Origin of the sequence: Streptomyces sp. NPDC002619 (assembly GCF_042889305.1) — a bacterium.
Classification (GTDB): domain Bacteria; phylum Actinomycetota; class Actinomycetes; order Streptomycetales; family Streptomycetaceae; genus Streptomyces.
Genome location: NZ_JBIAQV010000001.1, coordinates 735,122 through 753,112 on the forward strand (window position 1 = coordinate 735,122; position 17,991 = coordinate 753,112).

A 17,991-nucleotide genomic window follows, 5' to 3' on the forward strand; every position below is an offset into this window, starting at 1 on the left:
GCTCCCCGAAGGTCTGTGGTTATGCTGCCAAGTTGTTGTGCGGACCGGACGAGTACGCCCGAAGGGGGGCGGGCCGCCCGATCCGACGAGAGCGAGGAGGCGTCCGGGCACATGGAGACGACAAGTCGGGCAGTCGCGCAGGCGCCGGGCGCGGAGGGCGGACGGCAGTTCCCCTCCGCCCGGCGTACGGTCGACGGCTACCTGCTGGCGCCCTTCCCTTGGTACGGCCTCGACGAGGCCTTCACGGGGCCGCGCTGGCTGATGCAGGTCGGTACGGCGGCGGACGGCGCCGTCGAGCACGGTTCGATCGGCCACGGCGACGAACCCTCCGTACGCAACGAGCATGTGGTGGCGGCCGCCGCGAACGATTCCCGGGAGAAGTTCGCCGTCGTGGTGACCGTCGCGGCGAATCCCGTACGGCGCAGCGCGGACGGCACGGGCCTCCTGGAGGCCACCTCCGTCTCCTCGGCGGCCTGGCTGGCCGGGGTGGGGCTGCTGTCCTTCACCTGGCCCGGGCAGATGGACCACAGCCTGCGCGACAACTGGCTGGAGCAGCAGACGGAGACGGCGTGGGCCTTGGCCGACGACCTGTCCGGCCCCGAGTGGTCGACGCTCTCCCTGCCGGTGGACGGCGTTCCCACGCCCTTCCACTACCGGGAGTCGGAGTTCGGGTGGGTGCTGGCCGGTTCCACCGGGGAGGGCGTGCATGTCGGGGCGTACGGGAGGGGCATGAGCGCTTATGGGCTCGGGTTCGCGATGATCAAGGACGTTGCCGCGTACGCATGACATGAGGGGCGCCGCTGGATTTCGGCGCCCCTTCGTCGTACTCCGACCCGCTCAGAACTTGTTCCTCGGGGTGATCCCCAGCGACAAGCCCGAAAGGCCCCGCTGCCGGCCGCCCAGCTTGCCCGCGATGCCGCGCAGGGCCGCGCCCGCCGGGGAGTCCGGGTCCGTCAGGACGACCGGCTTGCCCTCGTCGCCGCCCTCGCGGAGGCGGACGTCGATCGGGATGCTGCCGAGGACCGGGACCGTGGTGCCCGTGGTACGGGTGAGGCCGTCGGCGACCGTCTGGCCGCCGCCCGTGCCGAAGACGTCGACCATCTCGCCGCAGTGCGGACAGGGCAGGCCGGACATGTTCTCGACGACGCCGACGATCTTCTGGTGGGTCTGCACGGCGATGGAGCCCGCGCGCTCGGCGACCTCGGCCGCCGCCTGCTGAGGCGTCGTCACGACCAGGATCTCGGCGTTCGGCACCAGCTGGGCCACCGAGATGGCGATGTCGCCCGTGCCCGGCGGGAGATCGAGGAGCAGGACGTCCAGGTCGCCCCAGTACACGTCCGCCAGGAACTGCTGCAGCGCCCGGTGGAGCATAGGACCGCGCCAGACGACCGGGGCGTTGCCCGGCGTGAACATGCCGATGGAGATGACCTTCACGCCGTTCGCCGACGGCGGCATGATCATGTTCTCGACCTGGGTGGGACGCCCGTCGGCGCCCAGCATGCGCGGCACGCTGTGGCCGTAGATGTCGGCGTCGACGACACCGACCTTCAGACCGTCGGCCGCCATCGCCGCCGCCAGGTTCACCGTCACCGAGGACTTGCCGACGCCGCCCTTGCCGGAGGCGACCGCATACACCCGGGTCAGGCTGCCGGGCTTGGCGAAGGGGACCTCGCGCTCGGCCTGGCCGCCGCGCAGGGCGTTCGCCAGCTCCTTGCGCTGTTCGTCGCTCATCACGTCGAGTGTGACGTCGACCCGTGGGACGCCGTCGACGCGGGAGACCGCGTCGGTCACGCGCTGTGTGATGGTCTCGCGCATCGGGCAGCCGGAGACCGTCAGGTACACGGTGACCGCGACCGCTCCGTCCGCGCCGATCTCCACCGATTTGACCATCCCGAGTTCGGTGATGGGTCGGTTGATCTCGGGGTCGTTCACCGTCGCCAGTGCCTCGCGCACCGCGTCTTCCGTAGCCATAAGGACGATGGTACGGCGCGCAGCCCGGGCCGCGGAAAGCCCTGTCACCGGTCTTCTACGTCACGCCCCTGCGACCGCTCCGCCCGTTCTGCCGGGAATACGAGATGTCCGTCGTGGTGCCGCCGGTCCTCCAGATCTTTGAACAGGTCCTGGAGTTCGGAGCGCATCCAGTCCCGGGTCGCCACCTCGCCGAGCCCGGTGCGCAGCGCGGCGACCTCCCGGGTCAGGTACTCGGTGTCGGCGATGGACCGCTCGTTCTGCTTGCGGTCCTGTTCGAGGTTGACCCGGTCGCGGTCGGCCTGCCTGTTCTGCGCGAGCAGGATCAGCGGGGCCGCGTAGGAGGCCTGGAGCGACAGCATCAGGGTCAGGAAGATGAAGGGGTACTGGTCGAAGCGCAGGTACACCGGCGCCGCGACGTTCCACAGCACCCACAGGATGATGACGACCGTCATCCAGACGATGAAGCGTCCGGTGCCCAGGAAGCGCGCGATCTTCTCCGACAGCCGCCCGAAGGCCTCCGGGTCCCACTCGGGCAGCAGCCGGCGCCGGGGCGCGCGCGGCTGGTCCAGCCGCGCCCGCAGCCGGGTGGCAGCCGTGGCGCCCACCGGGACACGCTCACGGGCGACGATGCCCTCGCGCTCAGGCGCCATCCGCGGTCGCCTCCTCGGCCAGGTGGAACTCCGTCTCCCGCCAGTCCTCGGGCAGCATGTGGTCCAGTACGTCGTCCACGGTGACCACGCCGAGCAGCGACCCCGACTCGTCGACGACCGGCGCGGCGACCATGTCGTACGTGGCGAAGAACCCGGCGACGACGGGCAGCGCGGCGCCGGGCGCGAGCGTCTGCAGGTCGTCGTCGACGAGCGAACTGACCAGCGTGTACGGCGGATCGCGCAGGAGGCGCTGGAAGTGCACCGTGCCGAGGTACTTGCCGGTCGGCGTCTCGTCGGGCGGGCGGCAGACGTAGACCTGGGCGGCGAGGGCGGGGGACAGGTCGGGGTTGCGGACGCGGGCGAGGGCGTCGGCGATGGTCGCGTCCGGGCGCAGCACGATCGGCTCGGTGGTCATGAGCCCGCCGGCCGTGTGCTCCTCGTACGACATCAGGCGGCGCATGTCGGCCGCGTCCTCGGGCTCCATCAGGCTCAGCAACCGCTCCTTGTCCGCCTCGGGGAGTTCGGCGAGCAGGTCGGCCGCGTCGTCCGGGTCCATGGCCTCCAGGATGTCCGCCGCGCGCTCCTCCTTCAGCTTGCCGAGGATCTCGATCTGGTCGTCCTCGGGCAGCTCCTCCAGTACGTCTGCGAGGCGTTCGTCGTCGAGGGCGGCGGCGACCTCTGCGCGGCGTTTGGCGGAGAGGTGGTGCAGCACGTTGGCGAGGTCGGCGGGGCGCAGCTGCTCGAAGGTGGCGAGCAGGTTCTCGGCGCCCTGCCCCTGCTCCTCCAGGGAGAACCCGGTCACCGCCGACCACTCGACGGTCAGCGTCTCGCCCTTGGCGCGCCGGAACGCGCCGCCCTTCCTCCCCTTCCGGACGAAGACCCGGCCGACCTCCCAGTCCCGGCGGGCCGGCAGCTGCTGCACCGCCAGGTCGAGGACCGTGACCTCCTCGCCGGTCTCGACGAGCTTGACCCGCAGGTCCAGCAGCTCCCCGAAGACGAGCCGCTCGGTCGGCCGCTGCTCGAACCGGCGGACGTTGAGCACCCCGGTGGTGATGACCTCGCCGGACTCGACTCCGGTCACCCGGGTCATGGGCAGGAAGATGCGGCGCCGGGTGGACAGTTCGACGACCAGGCCGAGCAGTCGCGGGGGTCGGCGCCCGACGCGTAGCATCACGACGAGATCCCGCACCCGGCCCACCTGGTCGCCGTTCGGATCGAAGACGGGGACCCCGGCGAGGTGCGAGACGAAGATCCGGGGAGCGCCGGATGCCATGGCTGTGCTTCCTTTGCGTGGTCCTTCGCGTACCGAGTGCTGCTGATCGCGTTCCTTTTCCGAATCGGAACGACCGGAATTCCGAATTGCCCGCTCAGTGGGCTTCAGGCTAGCCCGTACCGATCGGGTACGCCCTGGTGAGCGGTCCGGACGGACTGGCTCCGCTCTGTGCCCACGGCCCCGGTACGCTGCCGTACGCCGATCAGGATCCGTCAGAAAGGCAGCTGCACCTGTGACTGCGATTCCCCGGGGCCGAATCCGCCGCGCCGCGCTGCTGACCGCGACGTGCGCACTGGTCGTGACGGGGTCGGCGGCCCTGACGGGATGCAGTGAACAGGACCCGGACGCGGGCACCAACGGGGTGGGCAAGCTGCCCCCCGAGAAGATCCAGTCGATGTCGCGTACGGCGGCGGAGTCGGCCGGGACGGTGCGGCTGTCGGGGACCGTGGTCACCAGCGGGCGTACGTACACGCTGGACATGCAGCTCAAGGACGACGGCGGGACGGGGTCGGTCACCTCGAACGGGGCGACGTTCCGGCTGCTGCGGATCGGCGAGCAGCTCTATCTGAAGGCCGACGCGGGCTTCTGGAACCACACGGAAGACAACTCCAAGCACCCGGACACGGCGGCGGCGGACAAGCTGGGCGGCAAGTACGTGAAGGTGCCGCAGGGCGACCCGGCGTACAAGAAGTTCAGCGGCTTCACGGACAAGGACGTCCTCCTCTCCGGCCTGCTGACCCTGCACGGCACGCTGGCGACGGACGGTCACCACTCCCAGTCGGGCACCCGCACCATCCGCATCACCGGCGACAAGGGCTCAGGCGGCACACTGGACGTCTCCCTGGAGGGCAAGCCGTATCCCCTCCGCCTGGAACGAGCCGGCAACGCGGGGACGCTCAGCTTCTCGGACTGGGGAAAGAGCTTCACGGTGACCCAGCCCCCGAAGTCGGAGACGGTGGACTACGGGCAGCAGTTGCCGACGTCGTAGGCGGCGTACCGACTCTCGCCGGGTCCCGCCTACTTACGCCTACGCCGCTTCGCCAGGAGTTTCGGCAACCCCGCCGGGATCGGCATCCGCGTCGTCGCCGGAGTCGGCAGTGGCGGTGCCGCCAGGCTGGCGTCCGGCAGCGGGGCCGTCGCCCCCGTCGGCACCAGCCGGAGTACCCGGCACTCGTCGAGCCAGCGCCGCGTCATCGCCTCGCCGTCGGGGGCGTTGAGCCGTTTGCCCTTCAGTTCCGCCACCGCCGCCTCCCACTCGGGAGACCCCGGCGCCAGTTCGGACACCGTCGCCGTCCAGCCGACCAGCCGCCCGCCCTTGTCCTTGCTGCGCACCGTCACCTCGGCCGAGCCGCCGTCGGTCAGCCCGGGCAACGCCTGCTCCCCGGGCCCGTCGCCGACCAGGCACACCGCACCCTCGTGCCACACGTGCCACAGCGCGCGCGCCGCCGGAGCGCCGGCGCCCTTGACCCAGACGAGGCCGGACTTCTTCGTGGCCTCCTCGACGAGGGCCCGGTCGAGCAGCTCACTTGTCATGCGCCCAGCCTATCCAGCAGCGGAGCCGCCCGGGCCGCCGCTCACAGCCACCCGTTGCGCTTCAGTGTGCGGTGGATGCCGAGACAGAGCGCGACGGTGACTCCCATGATCGCCGGGTAGCCGTACTTCCAGTGCAGCTCGGGCATGTACTGGAAGTTCATGCCGTACACCCCGCACACCATCGTCGGTACGGCGATGATCGCCGCCCAGGCCGTGATCTTGCGCATGTCCTCGTTCTGCGCGACGGACGCCTGCGCCAGGTTGGCCTGGAGGATGGAGTTGAGCAGTTCGTCGAAGCCGATGACCTGCTCGTGAACGCGGGCGACATGATCGGCGACGTCCCGGAAGTACTTCTGGATCTCCGGGTCGATCAGCCTCATGGGCCGCTCGCTCAGCAGCTGCATGGGCCGCAGCACCGGCGACACCGCGCGCTTGAACTCCAGTACCTCACGCTTGAGCTGGTAGATCCGCGCCGAGTCCACACCACGCGACACCCCGCCCTTGCGGCCCGGCGAGAAGACCTCGGTCTCCACCTCGTCGATGTCGTCCTGCACCGCGTCCGCGACCGCGAGGTAGCCGTCGACGACATGGTCGGCGATGGCGTGCAGCACGGCCGAGGGACCCTTGGCGAGCAGCTCGGGGTCGTCCTGGAGGCGGTGCCGCAGCGCCCGCAGCGAGCCCTGCCCGCCGTGCCGGACGGTGATGAAGAAGTCCCGTCCGGTGAAGCACATGACCTCGCCGGTCTCCACGACCTCGCTGGTGGCGGTGAGTTGGTCGTGCTCGACATAGTGGATGGTCTTGAACACGGTGAACAGGGAGTCGTCGTACCGCTCCAGCTTGGGCCGCTGGTGCGCCTGCACCGCGTCCTCGACGGCCAGCGGGTGCAGCCCGAACTCGCTCGCGATACCGGCGAATTCGGCTTCGGTCGGCTCGTGCAGACCGATCCAGACGAACCCCCCGTCGCGGCGGACCAGCCGCATCGCCTCCTGCGGCGTCAGCGGCTTCGCGCTCTGGACGCGGGCGCCGTCGCGGTAGACGGCGCAGTCGACGACGGCCGAGGGGCTCGAGGGGTCGCGGGTGGTGTCGTACGCCCCGGTGTCCATGCGCAGAACGCCCTTGCGCAGCGACGGACGGGAGGGACGGACCACGGCACGCAGGTCGCGGATCATCGACATGGCACAGGCTCCTTCGCAGCGGGCAGCGAAGCGCGGAAGGGCCGCGGTGACGGGTGGAACTACCCGGAATGAGGACGTCTCCGACTGCGGATGTTTGGCACGTCCACAAAGCGGGGAGCACCGCACCGTCGCGGTGGCGCGCTTCGTCACTGATTCAGATCAGGCAAAACGAAACGAAGTGCTCTTCCGTGCGAAGACAGAAAGGTGAGAGGCGGCAGTCGGCCAGAGCCGGAGCAGCTACATCAGCGGCCGGAAGAGCGGGTGGTACTGCCGGGTCGACTTCGATCCATCGCAGCCCCACCTCCTCCAGCCGGTCCCTCGTAAGGGACGTTCCATTCCCCGAGGGGGAAGTTCATCGGCGTCGGGACCCGATCGCAACTCCCCAGTGCCTTAAGGGCCTGGGGGTACCCCCAGCGTGCCGTCCCGAACCACCGGCCCAGAGTAGCAGCCGCCCTAAGTGTCAAGGCCCTCCTTTGCCCGCTACTGACGAGTTCTATGCTCACCGCATGGTTGATGTTCTTCCTCTTGTCGAGGCTCGGTTGAGCACCGCGCTGGGCCGGCCGGACGCGCGCGCCGCGGTCACCTTCCTCGGTACGGACCGCATCGAGGTGCTCCGTTTCCAGGAGGGGGACATCGTTCGTTACGCCACGCTCGGCATGTCCGCGCACCCCATGACGGATCCCACGGCGGTGCTCGCCGACCCCGTCAAGGGCCCTCGCGTCGAACTGGTCCTCTCCGTCCGGGCCGGTCGCGCCGACACCGACAAGGTCCTCCGCCCGCTGGCCGTGCTCGGCGCGTCCCCGCAGGTGGAGGGTGTCGTCGTGGCCCCCGGCGCATCCCTGGACGTGGGTGAGCCGCTGTGGCCCGGAGCGCCCTTCACCTCGGTCCTGGTCGCCGAGCCGGGCGGGCTGGTCGAGGACCTGGAGCTCGACGATCCGATGGATCCCGTACGGTTCCTGCCGCTGCTCCCGATGACGCCGAACGAGGCCGCCTGGAAGCGTGTGCACGGCGCGCAGGCACTCCAGGAGCGCTGGCTCACGAACGGGACGGACCTGCGGGATCCTGCCCGTACGTCCGTCCCGCTCGACTGAGCGGAGAGTGACCGATCTCACCAACGCCGCTCAGTGACGGGTCAGTTGGCGAACACCGTGACGCTGTCCTCGGTGGCGTGCCTCGGCTCCAGTTCCTCGGCCTCGTGGGTGAGGGCGCCTCGCCGTACGAGGACCACGACGGCACCCAGCAGTGCGGTGACCGCCGCCACCACGAACGGGATGTGCACGTTGGTCCACTCCTCGATCTTCGGCGCGAAGTACGGCGCAGCCGCGGCCGCGAACCAGCGCACGAAGTTGTAGCCCGCGCTCGCCACGGGGCGCGGCGCGTCCGAGACGCCCAGGGCCAGCTCGGTGTAGACCGTGTTGTTCACGCCGATGAACGCGCCGGACAGGATCGTGCACACGACGGCCGCGGTGTGGCTGCCGGAGCCGAGGACGAATACGTCGACGGCCAGCAGCACCAGCGAGCCGACGAGCACCTGCAGCGAGCCGAAGCGCTTCTGCAGCCGCGGGGCCACGATCACCGAGAAGACGGCGAGCAGCACACCCCAGGCGAAGAACACGGCGCCCGAGCGGTACGGGGTCATGTTCAGTACGAACGGGGTGAAGGCCAGCACGGTGAAGAACGTGTAGTTGTAGAAGAACGCCGAGGCCGCCGCCGAGGCCAGACCGCCGTGCCCGAGTGCCTTGACGGGGTCGAGGATCGAGGTCTTGCGCGCCGGCTTCGGCTGTTCCTTCAGGAACACCGCGATGCACAGGAAGCCGATCACCATGAGGACGGCCGTGCCGAAGAACGGGTAGCGCCAGCTGGTGTTGCCGAGCAGCGCGCCCAGCAGGGGGCCGCAAGCCAGGCCGAGGCCCAGGGCGGACTCGTACAGCAGGATCGCGGCAGCGCTTCCGCCCGATGCCGCGCCGACGATGACCGCGAGGGCGGTGGACACGAACAGCGCGTTGCCCAGACCCCAGCCCGCACGGAAGCCGACGAGCTCACCGACCGTGCCCGACGTGCCGGCGAGGGCCGCGAAGACCACGACGAACGCGAGACCGAGCAGCAGGGTCTTGCGGCCGCCGATCCGGCTGGAGACGAAGCCGGTGAACAGCATCGCCACGGCGGTGATCAGGAAGTACGAGGTGAACAGCAGGGAGACCTGGCTGGGGGTGGCGTCAAGGCCGTGGGCGATGGACGGCAGGATCGGATCGACCAGGCCGAGGCCCATGAAGCCGACGACGGAAGCGCCGGCCGTCGCCCAGACGGCCTTGGGCTGCCGCAGGATGCCGCCGGCGCCCGCGTCGAAGGGGTCCATGTGGTGCTCCAATCCGGACGGGGATCCCCGCGAGGGGATGGTTGGTATATGCACACAGTAAGTTAGGGTAGCTAATTAGTGCAAGATACATCTAGTGTTCCTGGTCAGGTGATACCGCCCGGACGGGTGATCGTCCTTGACGTGGCGGAGCGCGGGTAGGACCGTGGAGCCCTATGAGGGGCGAACCCAGTTGCCCGAAGTGTGGTGGCCGGGTCAGGGCTCCCGGACTCTTCGCCGATTCCTGGCAGTGCGATGTGCACGGGACGGTGCATCCGCTGCAGCCCGTGATCCCGCCCAGCGTCGAGGCCCTCAGTGTCGTGGTGCATCGCACGCAGGTACCGGTGTGGATGCCATGGCCGCTGCCGGTCGGCTGGCTGTTCACCGGGGTGGTCTGCGCGGGCGACGACCGCAGCGGGGGCCGCGCGACCGCCGTGGCCTGCTCGGGCCCCGGCCCGCTCGGCGGGATGGGTGAGCTGATTCTGGTCGCCGAGGAGCTCGGCGTCGGCCTGGGCGCGCGCTATGCGGGCATCGACGGTCCGGATCCGGGGCCGTACATGAACGTGGAGAAGCCGCCCCAGGCCAAGGTCCTCGCCGCCGGCCGCCCCACCCCGCTCTGGCACGTGACCGGTGCCCCCGACGATCGCGCCGTCTTCGCCGGCGAGGCGCTCGGGCTGTGGCTGTGGGCGGTGGTGTGGCCCGAGCAGACGGGACTGCTCATGTACGACGAGCTGGTGCTGACGGATCTGCGGGACGCGGGGGCGGAGGTGGATCTGGTGCCCTGCGGGGCGTTGTCGCCGCGCTTGCTCAAGCCATAGGTGTTTGTCGAGTTTGGGGGACTTGAGGGGTGCGGGTGGGGTGAGTCGGCCCGGTTGGTGCGGCGTCTTCATTCGGCTGCTGGTTTGTGGGGGCTGGTCGCGCCCGCGCGGCGGAGCCGCATATCGATACAGCCCCGCGCCCCTAAGGGGCGCTTCCGTGCCCCTGGCAGGCGCTTCGTGCCTGTAGGGGGTGCCTGGTGGCTTTGGGTGTGACAGGGAACCCTTGTGCGGCCGCTATCCTTGGGTGTCCCTACCGTTCCGTCCTGGCCTGGAGTTCGCCTCGTGCGCATCGATCTGCACTGCCACTCCACTGCCTCCGACGGTACGGACACCCCGGCCGAGCTGGTGCGTCACGCTGCCGCGGCCGGGCTGGACGTCGTCGCGCTGACCGATCACGACACCACCCGCGGGTACGCCGAGGCCGTCGCTGCGGTGCCCGAGGGGCTCACGCTCGTCACCGGCGCCGAGCTGTCCTGTCGTATCGACGGCATCTCCATGCACATGCTGGCCTACCTCTTCGACCCCGAGGAGTCCGCCCTGCTCGCCGAGCGCGAGCTGGTCCGGGACGACCGGGTGCCGCGGGCCAAGGGCATGATCGCCAAGCTGAACGAGCTGGGCGTGCCCGCGACCTGGGAGCAGGTCGAGCGGATCGCCGCCGGCGGCTCCGTCGGGCGCCCGCACGTCGCCACCGCGCTTGTCGAGCTCGGGGTTGTGCCGACGGTGGACGACGCGTTCACCAAGGACTGGCTGGCCGACGGCGGCCGGGCTCACGTGGACAAGCACGAGACCGACCCCTTCGAGGCGATCCGGCTGGTCAAAGCCGCCGGCGGCGTCAGCGTCTTCGCGCACCCGGCCGCCGCGAAGCGGGGCCGTACGGTGCCCGAGTCAGCGATCGCCGAGATGGCCGCGGCCGGCCTCGACGGCATCGAGGTCGACCACACCGACCACGACGCCGACACCCGGGTCCGGCTGCGCGGACTCGCCGCCGAGCTGGGATTGCTGGTCACGGGGTCCTCGGACTACCACGGCAGCCGTAAGACGGTGTCGCTGGGCGAGTACACGACGGACCCCGAGGTGTACGGGGAGATCACGCGGCGGGCCACAGGGGCGTTCCCGGTGCCGGGAAGCGGCGGAGCCTGAGGCTCACCCCCGCCCGCCCACCTTCACCCTCGCTCCCCAAGGCCTCATCACCCATGTTCGACGTCGCCGTCTTCGGCTCCCTGTTCCTGACCCTTTTCGTCATCATGGATCCCCCTGGGATCACCCCGATCTTCCTCGCGCTGACCGCCGGACGCCCGGCCAAGGTGCAGAAGCGGATGGCATTCCAGGCCGTCTGCGTGGCCGGCGGGGTGATAACCGTGTTCGGGCTGCTCGGCCACCAGATCCTGAGCTACCTGCACGTCTCGGTCCCCGCGCTGATGATCGCGGGCGGACTGCTGCTCCTGCTGATCGCGCTCGACCTGCTCACCGGCAAGACCGACGAGCCGAAGCAGACCAAGGACGTCAACGTCGCCCTCGTCCCGCTGGGCATGCCGCTGCTGGCCGGTCCCGGCGCCATCGTGTCGGTCATCCTGGCCGTGCAGAAGGCCGACACTGTCGCCACCCAGGTGTCGGTGTGGTCCGCGATCCTCGCGATCCACGTCGTGCTGTGGCTGGTGATGCGCTATTCGCTACTGATCATCCGGGTCATCAAGGACGGCGGCGTGGTCCTGGTGACGAGGCTCGCGGGCATGATGCTCTCCGCGATCGCCGTGCAGCAGATCATCAACGGGATCACCCAGGTGATCAGGGGCGCCTGAGGCCCCGCCGGGTCCGGAACGGACAGAGCCCCCGCACGGCGTCGCTGCCGTACGGGGGCTCCGAAGCTTCTGCGGTGATCCGCGTTCTGCGTCAGTCGTGTCCGTGGTCTTTGTCGTCTGTCGTCGGTCTCTGTCGTCGATGTCGCGTCTGTTACGAGGCGGTGTTCTCGGCCGGACGGATCCAGAGCCGCTGCCCGATGGCGGCGGCCTGCTGAACGATCCGGTTGACGGAGGCGGCGTCCACGACGGTGCTGTCCACGGTCGTGCCGTCGACCTCGTCGAGTCGCATGATTTCGAAGCGCATGGCTTCTCCCTTCGTCTCGTGGTTCTGACTTAGTCAACGAGCTGCGTGTTACAAACATTCCCTACGCTAAGGAAATTTTTCGCACGTCTAATTACCGACCGGTTAGAGGTCATCGGAAGACTGACCGGGACCGGTTGTGTTCGCAGCGTGACCACCAGGACAATGGAGTCGATGAACGACGACCTCTCGGCCCTCCAGGCCCGCATCGACCGCACGAACGAGCTGCTGACACGCATGCTCGCCGAAGTGGCGAAGACGCCCTCGACCCATGCGATCTTCGTCGACGCGGGCTATCTGTACGCGGCGGCGGGCAGGCTGGTCGCCGGGACGGAGGACCGCCGCGCCTTCGACCTCGACGCGGAGGGCCTGATCGAAGCGCTGATCGACCGCGCCCGCACGATCTTCGCGGACAGCAGACTGCTCAGGGTCTACTGGTACGACGGCGCCCGGCGCCGCATCCACACCGCCGAGCAGCAGTCCATCGCCGAACTCCCCGACGTCAAGGTCCGTCTCGGCAACCTCAACGCCAACAACCAGCAGAAGGGCGTCGATTCGCTCATCCGCACCGATCTGGAGTCCCTGGCCCGCCACCGCGCCATCAGTGACGCGGCGCTCATCGGCGGTGACGAGGACCTCGTGTCGGCGGTGGAGGCGGCGCAGGGGTACGGCGCCCGCGTCCACCTCTGGGGCATCGAGGCACCCGAAGGCCGTAACCAGGCGGAACCGCTGCTCTGGGAGGTCGACAGCCAGCGCACCTTCGACCTCGACTTCTTCAAGCCGTACGTCTCCCGGCGCACCACCGTCCCCGCCTACGACGCCACGACGAGCCGGCCCACCCGCGAGGACGTCCGCTTCGTCGGCGCCCAGATCGCGGCGAAGTGGCTGTCCGCCCGGGGCCGCGAAGCCCTCGCGGAACTGCTGCCGGGCCACCCCTACCTGCCCGGCCCGGTCGACCAGGACCTCCTCGTCGAGGCCGAGGGTCTGCTCCAGTACTCCCTGCGCGGCCAGGCCGACCTGCGCCGCGCGCTGCGGGACGGCTTCTGGGAGCACGTGCAGACGCAGTACTAGGCCCTGCCGTTTGCCGCGTCCCAGAAGTCGGCCAGCGCACGGGCCGTGGCGAGCGGCTGATCGGTGTTCGGCGAGTGCTCGGCGTCCTCGACGATCGTCCGGCGGGCCCCGAGCCGTACGGCCATGTCGTCCAGCAGGGGCACCGGCCAGGTGTCGTCGCGCGAGCCCGACAGGACGTGGAACGGCAGCGGTACGGCGGCGAGTTCGGCGACGCGGTCCGGCTCCGTGCACAACTGTCGGCCGGTGGCGAGGAGTTGGGCGGGCTTGTTGCCGAGCCAGCGCCGCCGCAGATCCGCCCGGTCGTCGAGCCCGGCGTCGAGTGCGCCGGTCTCCGTCTCCTCCGGCGGCTCCATGGCCTGGATCGTGTCCCACACCTCGGCCATCGACATCACGCGGAGCGCGTCCCGCAGGAGCTTCACACGCTGCTGCTGGGGGACGGAGATCTGCGCCGGTCCCGAGGACATCAGGGTCAGGGAACGGAACGGTGAGTGGCCGAGGAGCACGGCCGCGCGCGAGATCTGCCCGCCGAGGGAGTGGCCCAGCAGATGCACGGACGTGCCGAGTGCCTCCGCCTGCGCGAGTACGTCCCTCGCCAACTCCTCCTGTGCGTAAGCGGATTCGTCGTGCTCCGGGCCGCCCGACTCGAACTGGCCCCGCCCGTCCACGGCGACCGTCCGGTACCCGCGCTCCGTCAGCGGCGGGATCAGCGAATTGAAGTCCTCCTTGCTCCCGGTGAACCCGGGCAGGAGCAGCGCCACGCCCCTGGGCTCGACCCCGTCGGCCACGGGAGCGTCGACGACGGCGAACTCACCGCGCCCGGTACGCAGCGCGTAGGCGCGGGTGCCGGGGGGCGGGACGAAGCTGGGAGGCCTGCTCATGTGCAGAGGCTATCCGGCGTGGATGGCGGCTCGTCGTCGTGGGGGAGAACACCGACGGCCCGGTCCCACATGAAGTGGGCCGGGCCGTCCGGGCATTGCAGGTGCGGATCAGGCCTCCGGGGCCTCCACGGCCGCCGCGGTCTTACGGGTGCGGCGCGTCTTCGGCTTCGCCTCGACCGCTTCGCCCGGGGCCTCGGCGACGGTGGTGGTCGCCTTGCGCGTACGACGCCGCGGCTTGACCTCCGGCTCGCCGGTGGCCTGCGCCGGGATCTCGGCGATCACGGCCTCGGCAACGGCCTTGCGGGTCCGCCGGACCTTGGGCTTGGCCTCGACCTCGACACCGTCGACATCGACAACGGCCTCGGCGGCGGCCGCCGTCTTACGGGTGCGGCGGGGCTTGGCCTCGGCACCTTCGGCGCTGTCCACGGCGGCCTCGGCGGCAGCGGCGGTCTTGCGCGTCCGCCGCGGCTTGGCCTCGGCACTCTCCGCCGTGTCCACGGCAGCGGTCACCCTGCGCGTGCGGCGGGGCTTGGCTTCGACGGCCTCGGCGGTGTCCACCGCGGCTTCGGCGGCAGCGGCGGTCTTGCGCGTCCGACCGGGTTTGGCCTCGGCGGCCTCGGTCGTGTCCACCGCGGTCTCGGCGGCAGCCGCAACCTTGCGCGTACGGCGGCGCGGCGTCGGCTCCGTGGCCTCGGCCGTGTCGACCGCCGCCTCGGCGGCAGCCGCCGTCTTGCGGGTGCGGCGGGGCTTCGTCGCCGGAGCCTCGTCGGTGCCCTCGGCCGTGGCGACGGCCGTCTCGGCCGCCTCCGTGGCCTTGCGCGTACGGCGGCGCGGCTTCGCCTCCGCCGGTTCCTCGGCCACCGTGGGCTCGACCACCGCGGTCTCCACCACCGGGGTTTCGACGATCGGGGTCTCGGCCGGCGTCACCGCCTGTTCCGCCGACTTGCGGGTGCGGCGGCGGCGCGGCTTCTCGGGGGCGTCCAGCGTGGCCGGACCCTCCGCCGTCTCCACGGCCGCCTCGGCCGACGCGGTTACCGGCGTGGCCGCCGGCACCGACTCGGACGCCCCGGCACGGGTGCGGCGACGGCGGCGCGGCGTACGGGTCGCCGTCGCCTCCTCCTCGGTCATGACCTCGGCGACCGGCGCCTCCACCGACTCGGAGCCGAGCGAAGTCCCGCCACGCGTACGGCGGCGACGGCGCTGCGAACGCTCCGGACGCTCACGCTCGGCGGACCGAGCCTCGTCGTGGCCACCGCGACCACCCCGGCCACCTCGACCGCGCGCACCGCGGCCACCGGTCTCGCCCAGGTCCTCCATTTCCTCCGCCTCCAGCCCGGCGCGCGTGCGCTCCGAGCGCGGCAGCACACCCTTGGTGCCCGCCGGGATGCCGAGGTCCTCGAAGAGGTGCGGCGAGGTGGAATACGTCTCCACCGGGTCGTTGAAGTCCAGCTCCAGCGCCTTGTTGATCAGCTGCCAGCGCGGGATGTCGTCCCAGTCGACGAACGTGATCGCCGTACCCTTGGCGCCCGCGCGGCCCGTACGGCCGACGCGGTGCAGGTATGTCTTCTCGTCCTCGGGGGACTGGTAGTTGATGACGTGGGTCACGCCCTCGACGTCGATGCCGCGCGCGGCGACGTCGGTGCAGACGAGGACGTCCACCTTGCCGTTGCGGAACGCGCGCAGCGCCTGCTCGCGTGCGCCCTGGCCGAGGTCGCCGTGGACCGCGCCGGAGGCGAACCCGCGGTGCTGGAGCTGCTCGGCGATGTCGGCGGCCGTGCGCTTCGTACGGCAGAAGATCATCGCGAGTCCGCGGCCGTCGGCCTGCAAGATGCGGGCGATCATCTCCGGCTTGTCCATGGAGTGCCCGCGGTAGACGAACTGCTTGATGTTCGCGACCGTCGCGCCCTGGTCGTCCGGCGCCGTGGCGCGGATGTGCGTGGGCCGGGACATGTAGCGGCGCGCGAGGCCGATGACCGCGCCCGGCATCGTGGCCGAGAACAGCATCGTCTGGCGCTTGGCCGGGAGCATGTCGATGATCTTCTCGACGTCGGGCAGGAAGCCCAGGTCGAGCATCTCGTCGGCCTCGTCGAGGACCAGGCACTTGACGTGCTTGAGGTCGAGCTTCTTCTGGCCCGCGAGGTCGAGCAGCCGGCCCGGGGTGCCGACGACGACGTCGACGCCCTTCTTCAGGGCCTCGACCTGCGGCTCGTAGGCCCGGCCGCCGTAGATCGCGGTGACGCGCACGTTGCGCACCTTGCCCGCGGTCAGCAGGTCGTTGGTGACCTGCGTGCACAGCTCGCGCGTGGGGACGACGACGAGCGCCTGCGGGGCGTCGGTGAGGGCCTCGGGAGCGGCGCGTCCGGCCTCGACGTCGGCGGGGACGGTGACGCGCTCGAGGAGCGGGAGGCCGAAACCGAGGGTCTTGCCCGTGCCGGTCTTGGCCTGGCCGATGACGTCCGTGCCCGAGAGGGCGACCGGGAGCGTCATCTCCTGGATGGGGAAGGGGTTGATGATGCCGACGGCCTCCAGGGCCTCGGCGGTCTCGGGAAGGATTCCGAGTTCTCGAAACGTCGTAGTCAGGGTGCTGCCTCTTCTGTGTGTGCGGTGCGAGGCGAGCGCGGGGGTCGTGTCGAACCGTGCCGGGGGACGTCGGCCGCCCCTACGGGCGGGCCGTAAGACACGGGACCACTGCCAACGCTCTAGCGCTCGAACCGCTGAGGGTCCCTCCGGTTGTCGTACGCACAGTGCCGTACGGTCCAGGAGGGCTGTCGGGTCGGAGCCGATCGGGCCACCGACCGGGCATCCTCATACGTGCGGCCTGTCGAGGTACGGCTACGTACCAGCAGGCGCATTACCACCATACCCCGGAATCGCGCACACGTGATGGCCGATTTGGTCACGTAGTCGTCGTCACAGTGGTTGACCAGGGGCTTCCACGGCGCGACGAGCGGGCTATTGTGCGCTTCATGACGAGCTCTGACAAGCCTGACAACGCCTCAGCCGCCTCCGCCGCCCCTGCCGGGCCCACCGGTGTAGCCGCCCAGGACTGGGCCAAGGCCTCCGCCGACCCGCAGTACCGTGCCGCGGTGGTGGACCTCCTCGGCGCGCTCGCGTACGGCGAGCTGGCGGCGTTCGAGCGGCTCGCGGAGGACGCCAAGCTGGCGCCGACGCTGTCGGACAAGGCGGAGCTGGCCAAGATGGCGTCGGCCGAGTTCCATCACTTCGAGCGTCTGCGGGACCGGCTCACGGAGATCGGCGCGGAGCCGACCCAGTCGATGGAGCCGTTCGTCGCGGCCTACGACAGCTTCCACAAGCAGACGGCGCCCTCGGACTGGCTGGAGGGCCTGGTCAAGGCGTACGTCGGCGACTCGATCGCCAGCGACTTCTATCGGGAGGTCGCCGCCCGCCTCGACGCCGACACGCGCGAACTCGTGCTGGCCGTCCTCGACGACACCGGGCACGCGGGCTTCGCCGTGGAGAAGGTGCGCGCGGCGATCGACGCCGACCCACGCGTGGGCGGCCGGCTCGCCCTGTGGGCCCGACGTCTGATGGGCGAGGCGCTGTCGCAGTCCCAGCGGGTCGTCGCCGACCGGGACGCCCTGTCCACGATGATCGTCGGCGGCGTGGCGGACGGCTTCGACCTCGCCGAGGTCGGCAGGATGTTCTCCCGCATCACCGAGGCGCACACCAAGCGGATGGCGGCGCTGGGCCTCGCGGCCTGATTGGTCGACGGTCCGGTGCTGTCCTGGTAGCGGTCCGGCGGAGCCTTCGGGCTCACGCCGGGGCTGATCGTCGGCGCAGCCGGCGGCCCGCCGGGCGGAGCAGCAGCGACAGCGAGGCCGCGGAGACCACCGCCGCGCCGAGGAGGTTCACTGCGGCCGAGCCGGGGCCCAGGGCGCTGTGGGTGACGAAGTCACCGAAGAGGGCTCCGGCCACACCCGTGCCGAAGACGAGGACCCGGGCGGGCAGCCGGTGCGCCAGACGGTGCACCGCGGCCCAGGCCAGCAGCACTCCGAGCAGCGCCGAGCCGAGAGCTTCCAGGATCATGACGGGGTCCCTCCCACACGGCCGGCCCGCGCTTCGCGGTCGTAGCGCGTCATACCCGTGACCTGCGGAATGCAATCCTCCCCTGTGCGCGACTTGTGTCCCGGATGTGAAGCGCGGACGCA

Annotated in this window: 18 protein-coding genes; 8 read left to right on the forward strand and 10 right to left on the reverse strand. The window is 70.5% G+C overall.

From position 1 onward, the window contains the following. Window positions 1-111 precede the first annotated feature (111 nt). On the forward strand, window positions 112-786 hold the full coding sequence (locus ACFYXB_RS03610; RefSeq protein WP_388497558.1) for a hypothetical protein: 675 nt from the start codon (window positions 112-114) through the stop codon (window positions 784-786). A 51-nt stretch (window positions 787-837) separates the two neighbouring features. Here ACFYXB_RS03610 and ACFYXB_RS03615 read toward each other — a convergent pair whose 3' ends face one another. The 3 genes from ACFYXB_RS03615 to ACFYXB_RS03625 are packed head-to-tail and all read right to left on the reverse strand — an operon-like array spanning window position 838 to window position 3,894. Continuing rightward, entirely contained in the window at window positions 838-1,971 is a 1,134-nt protein-coding gene (locus ACFYXB_RS03615; protein ID WP_389577266.1) for an Mrp/NBP35 family ATP-binding protein, read from the reverse strand. A 44-nt stretch (window positions 1,972-2,015) separates the two neighbouring features. Further along, on the reverse strand, window positions 2,016-2,621 hold the full coding sequence (locus ACFYXB_RS03620) for a DUF1003 domain-containing protein (protein ID WP_389577268.1): 606 nt from the start codon (window positions 2,619-2,621) through the stop codon (window positions 2,016-2,018). Further along, window positions 2,611-3,894: a magnesium transporter MgtE N-terminal domain-containing protein gene (locus ACFYXB_RS03625; RefSeq protein WP_389577270.1), complete on the reverse strand. Its 1,284-nt coding sequence runs from the start codon at window positions 3,892-3,894 to the stop codon at window positions 2,611-2,613. The genes ACFYXB_RS03620 and ACFYXB_RS03625 overlap by 11 nt, the downstream gene beginning before the upstream one ends. Before the next feature lie 232 nt (window positions 3,895-4,126). Between ACFYXB_RS03625 and ACFYXB_RS03630 the strand changes: the two genes are divergently transcribed. Further along, a complete protein-coding gene (locus tag ACFYXB_RS03630; RefSeq protein ID WP_351343950.1) occupies window positions 4,127-4,882 on the forward strand; it encodes a hypothetical protein in 756 nt (251 codons plus the stop codon). A 29-nt stretch (window positions 4,883-4,911) separates the two neighbouring features. On the opposite strand, the gene ACFYXB_RS03635 is transcribed toward ACFYXB_RS03630, so the two are convergent. Together ACFYXB_RS03635 and ACFYXB_RS03640 are read right to left on the reverse strand one after the other, a co-directional pair. Beyond that, complete coding sequence (locus ACFYXB_RS03635; RefSeq protein ID WP_351343947.1) at window positions 4,912-5,427, reverse strand: hypothetical protein; 516 nt, start codon at window positions 5,425-5,427, stop codon at window positions 4,912-4,914. A gap of 41 nt (window positions 5,428-5,468) precedes the next feature. Then, the gene (locus ACFYXB_RS03640) at window positions 5,469-6,602 is read right to left on the reverse strand and encodes a magnesium and cobalt transport protein CorA (RefSeq protein ID WP_351343944.1); all 1,134 of its coding nucleotides are present in this window, start codon (window positions 6,600-6,602) and stop codon (window positions 5,469-5,471) included. A gap of 506 nt (window positions 6,603-7,108) precedes the next feature. On the opposite strand from ACFYXB_RS03640, the gene ACFYXB_RS03645 reads away from it, so the two are divergent. Then, window positions 7,109-7,693 carry a suppressor of fused domain protein gene (locus ACFYXB_RS03645; protein ID WP_351343941.1) on the forward strand — a complete coding sequence of 195 codons (585 nt, stop codon included), beginning with the start codon at window positions 7,109-7,111 and terminating at the stop codon, window positions 7,691-7,693. 41 nt (window positions 7,694-7,734) lie between these two features. Here ACFYXB_RS03645 and ACFYXB_RS03650 read toward each other — a convergent pair whose 3' ends face one another. Beyond that, window positions 7,735-8,958, reverse strand: a complete 1,224-nt coding sequence (locus ACFYXB_RS03650; protein ID WP_389577273.1) for an MFS transporter — start codon at window positions 8,956-8,958, stop codon at window positions 7,735-7,737. A 173-nt stretch (window positions 8,959-9,131) separates the two neighbouring features. Here ACFYXB_RS03650 and ACFYXB_RS03655 point away from each other — a divergent pair, with 173 nt between their 5' ends. The 3 genes from ACFYXB_RS03655 (at window position 9,132) to ACFYXB_RS03665 (ending at window position 11,572) form a co-directional block, all read left to right on the forward strand. Beyond that, entirely contained in the window at window positions 9,132-9,773 is a 642-nt protein-coding gene (locus tag ACFYXB_RS03655) for a DUF6758 family protein (RefSeq protein ID WP_351343935.1), read from the forward strand. Window positions 9,774-10,055: 282 nt separating this feature from the next. Next, window positions 10,056-10,913 carry a PHP domain-containing protein gene (locus ACFYXB_RS03660; protein ID WP_389577275.1) on the forward strand — a complete coding sequence of 286 codons (858 nt, stop codon included), beginning with the start codon at window positions 10,056-10,058 and terminating at the stop codon, window positions 10,911-10,913. Between the two features lie 53 nt (window positions 10,914-10,966). Next, window positions 10,967-11,572, forward strand: coding sequence for a MarC family protein (locus ACFYXB_RS03665; protein WP_389577277.1), 606 nt, complete (start codon window positions 10,967-10,969; stop codon window positions 11,570-11,572). A gap of 151 nt (window positions 11,573-11,723) precedes the next feature. Here ACFYXB_RS03665 and ACFYXB_RS03670 read toward each other — a convergent pair whose 3' ends face one another. Then, window positions 11,724-11,876, reverse strand: a complete 153-nt coding sequence (locus ACFYXB_RS03670; protein ID WP_351343926.1) for a hypothetical protein — start codon at window positions 11,874-11,876, stop codon at window positions 11,724-11,726. Window positions 11,877-12,047: 171 nt separating this feature from the next. Between ACFYXB_RS03670 and ACFYXB_RS03675 the strand changes: the two genes are divergently transcribed. After that, window positions 12,048-12,944 carry an NYN domain-containing protein gene (locus ACFYXB_RS03675; protein WP_351344467.1) on the forward strand — a complete coding sequence of 299 codons (897 nt, stop codon included), beginning with the start codon at window positions 12,048-12,050 and terminating at the stop codon, window positions 12,942-12,944. On the opposite strand, the gene ACFYXB_RS03680 is transcribed toward ACFYXB_RS03675, so the two are convergent. Together ACFYXB_RS03680 and ACFYXB_RS03685 are read right to left on the reverse strand one after the other, a co-directional pair. Continuing rightward, window positions 12,941-13,822 carry an alpha/beta fold hydrolase gene (locus tag ACFYXB_RS03680; protein WP_389577279.1) on the reverse strand — a complete coding sequence of 294 codons (882 nt, stop codon included), beginning with the start codon at window positions 13,820-13,822 and terminating at the stop codon, window positions 12,941-12,943. The genes ACFYXB_RS03675 and ACFYXB_RS03680 overlap by 4 nt on opposite strands. 108 nt (window positions 13,823-13,930) lie before the next feature. Beyond that, entirely contained in the window at window positions 13,931-16,309 is a 2,379-nt protein-coding gene (locus tag ACFYXB_RS03685; protein WP_389577281.1) for a DEAD/DEAH box helicase, read from the reverse strand. A gap of 479 nt (window positions 16,310-16,788) precedes the next feature. Here ACFYXB_RS03685 and ACFYXB_RS03690 point away from each other — a divergent pair, with 479 nt between their 5' ends. Beyond that, window positions 16,789-17,544, forward strand: coding sequence for a ferritin-like domain-containing protein (locus ACFYXB_RS03690; protein ID WP_351343917.1), 756 nt, complete (start codon window positions 16,789-16,791; stop codon window positions 17,542-17,544). Window positions 17,545-17,596: 52 nt separating this feature from the next. On the opposite strand, the gene ACFYXB_RS03695 is transcribed toward ACFYXB_RS03690, so the two are convergent. Further along, a complete protein-coding gene (locus tag ACFYXB_RS03695; protein ID WP_389577283.1) occupies window positions 17,597-17,869 on the reverse strand; it encodes a hypothetical protein in 273 nt (90 codons plus the stop codon). Between the last annotated feature and the right edge of the window lie 122 nt (window positions 17,870-17,991).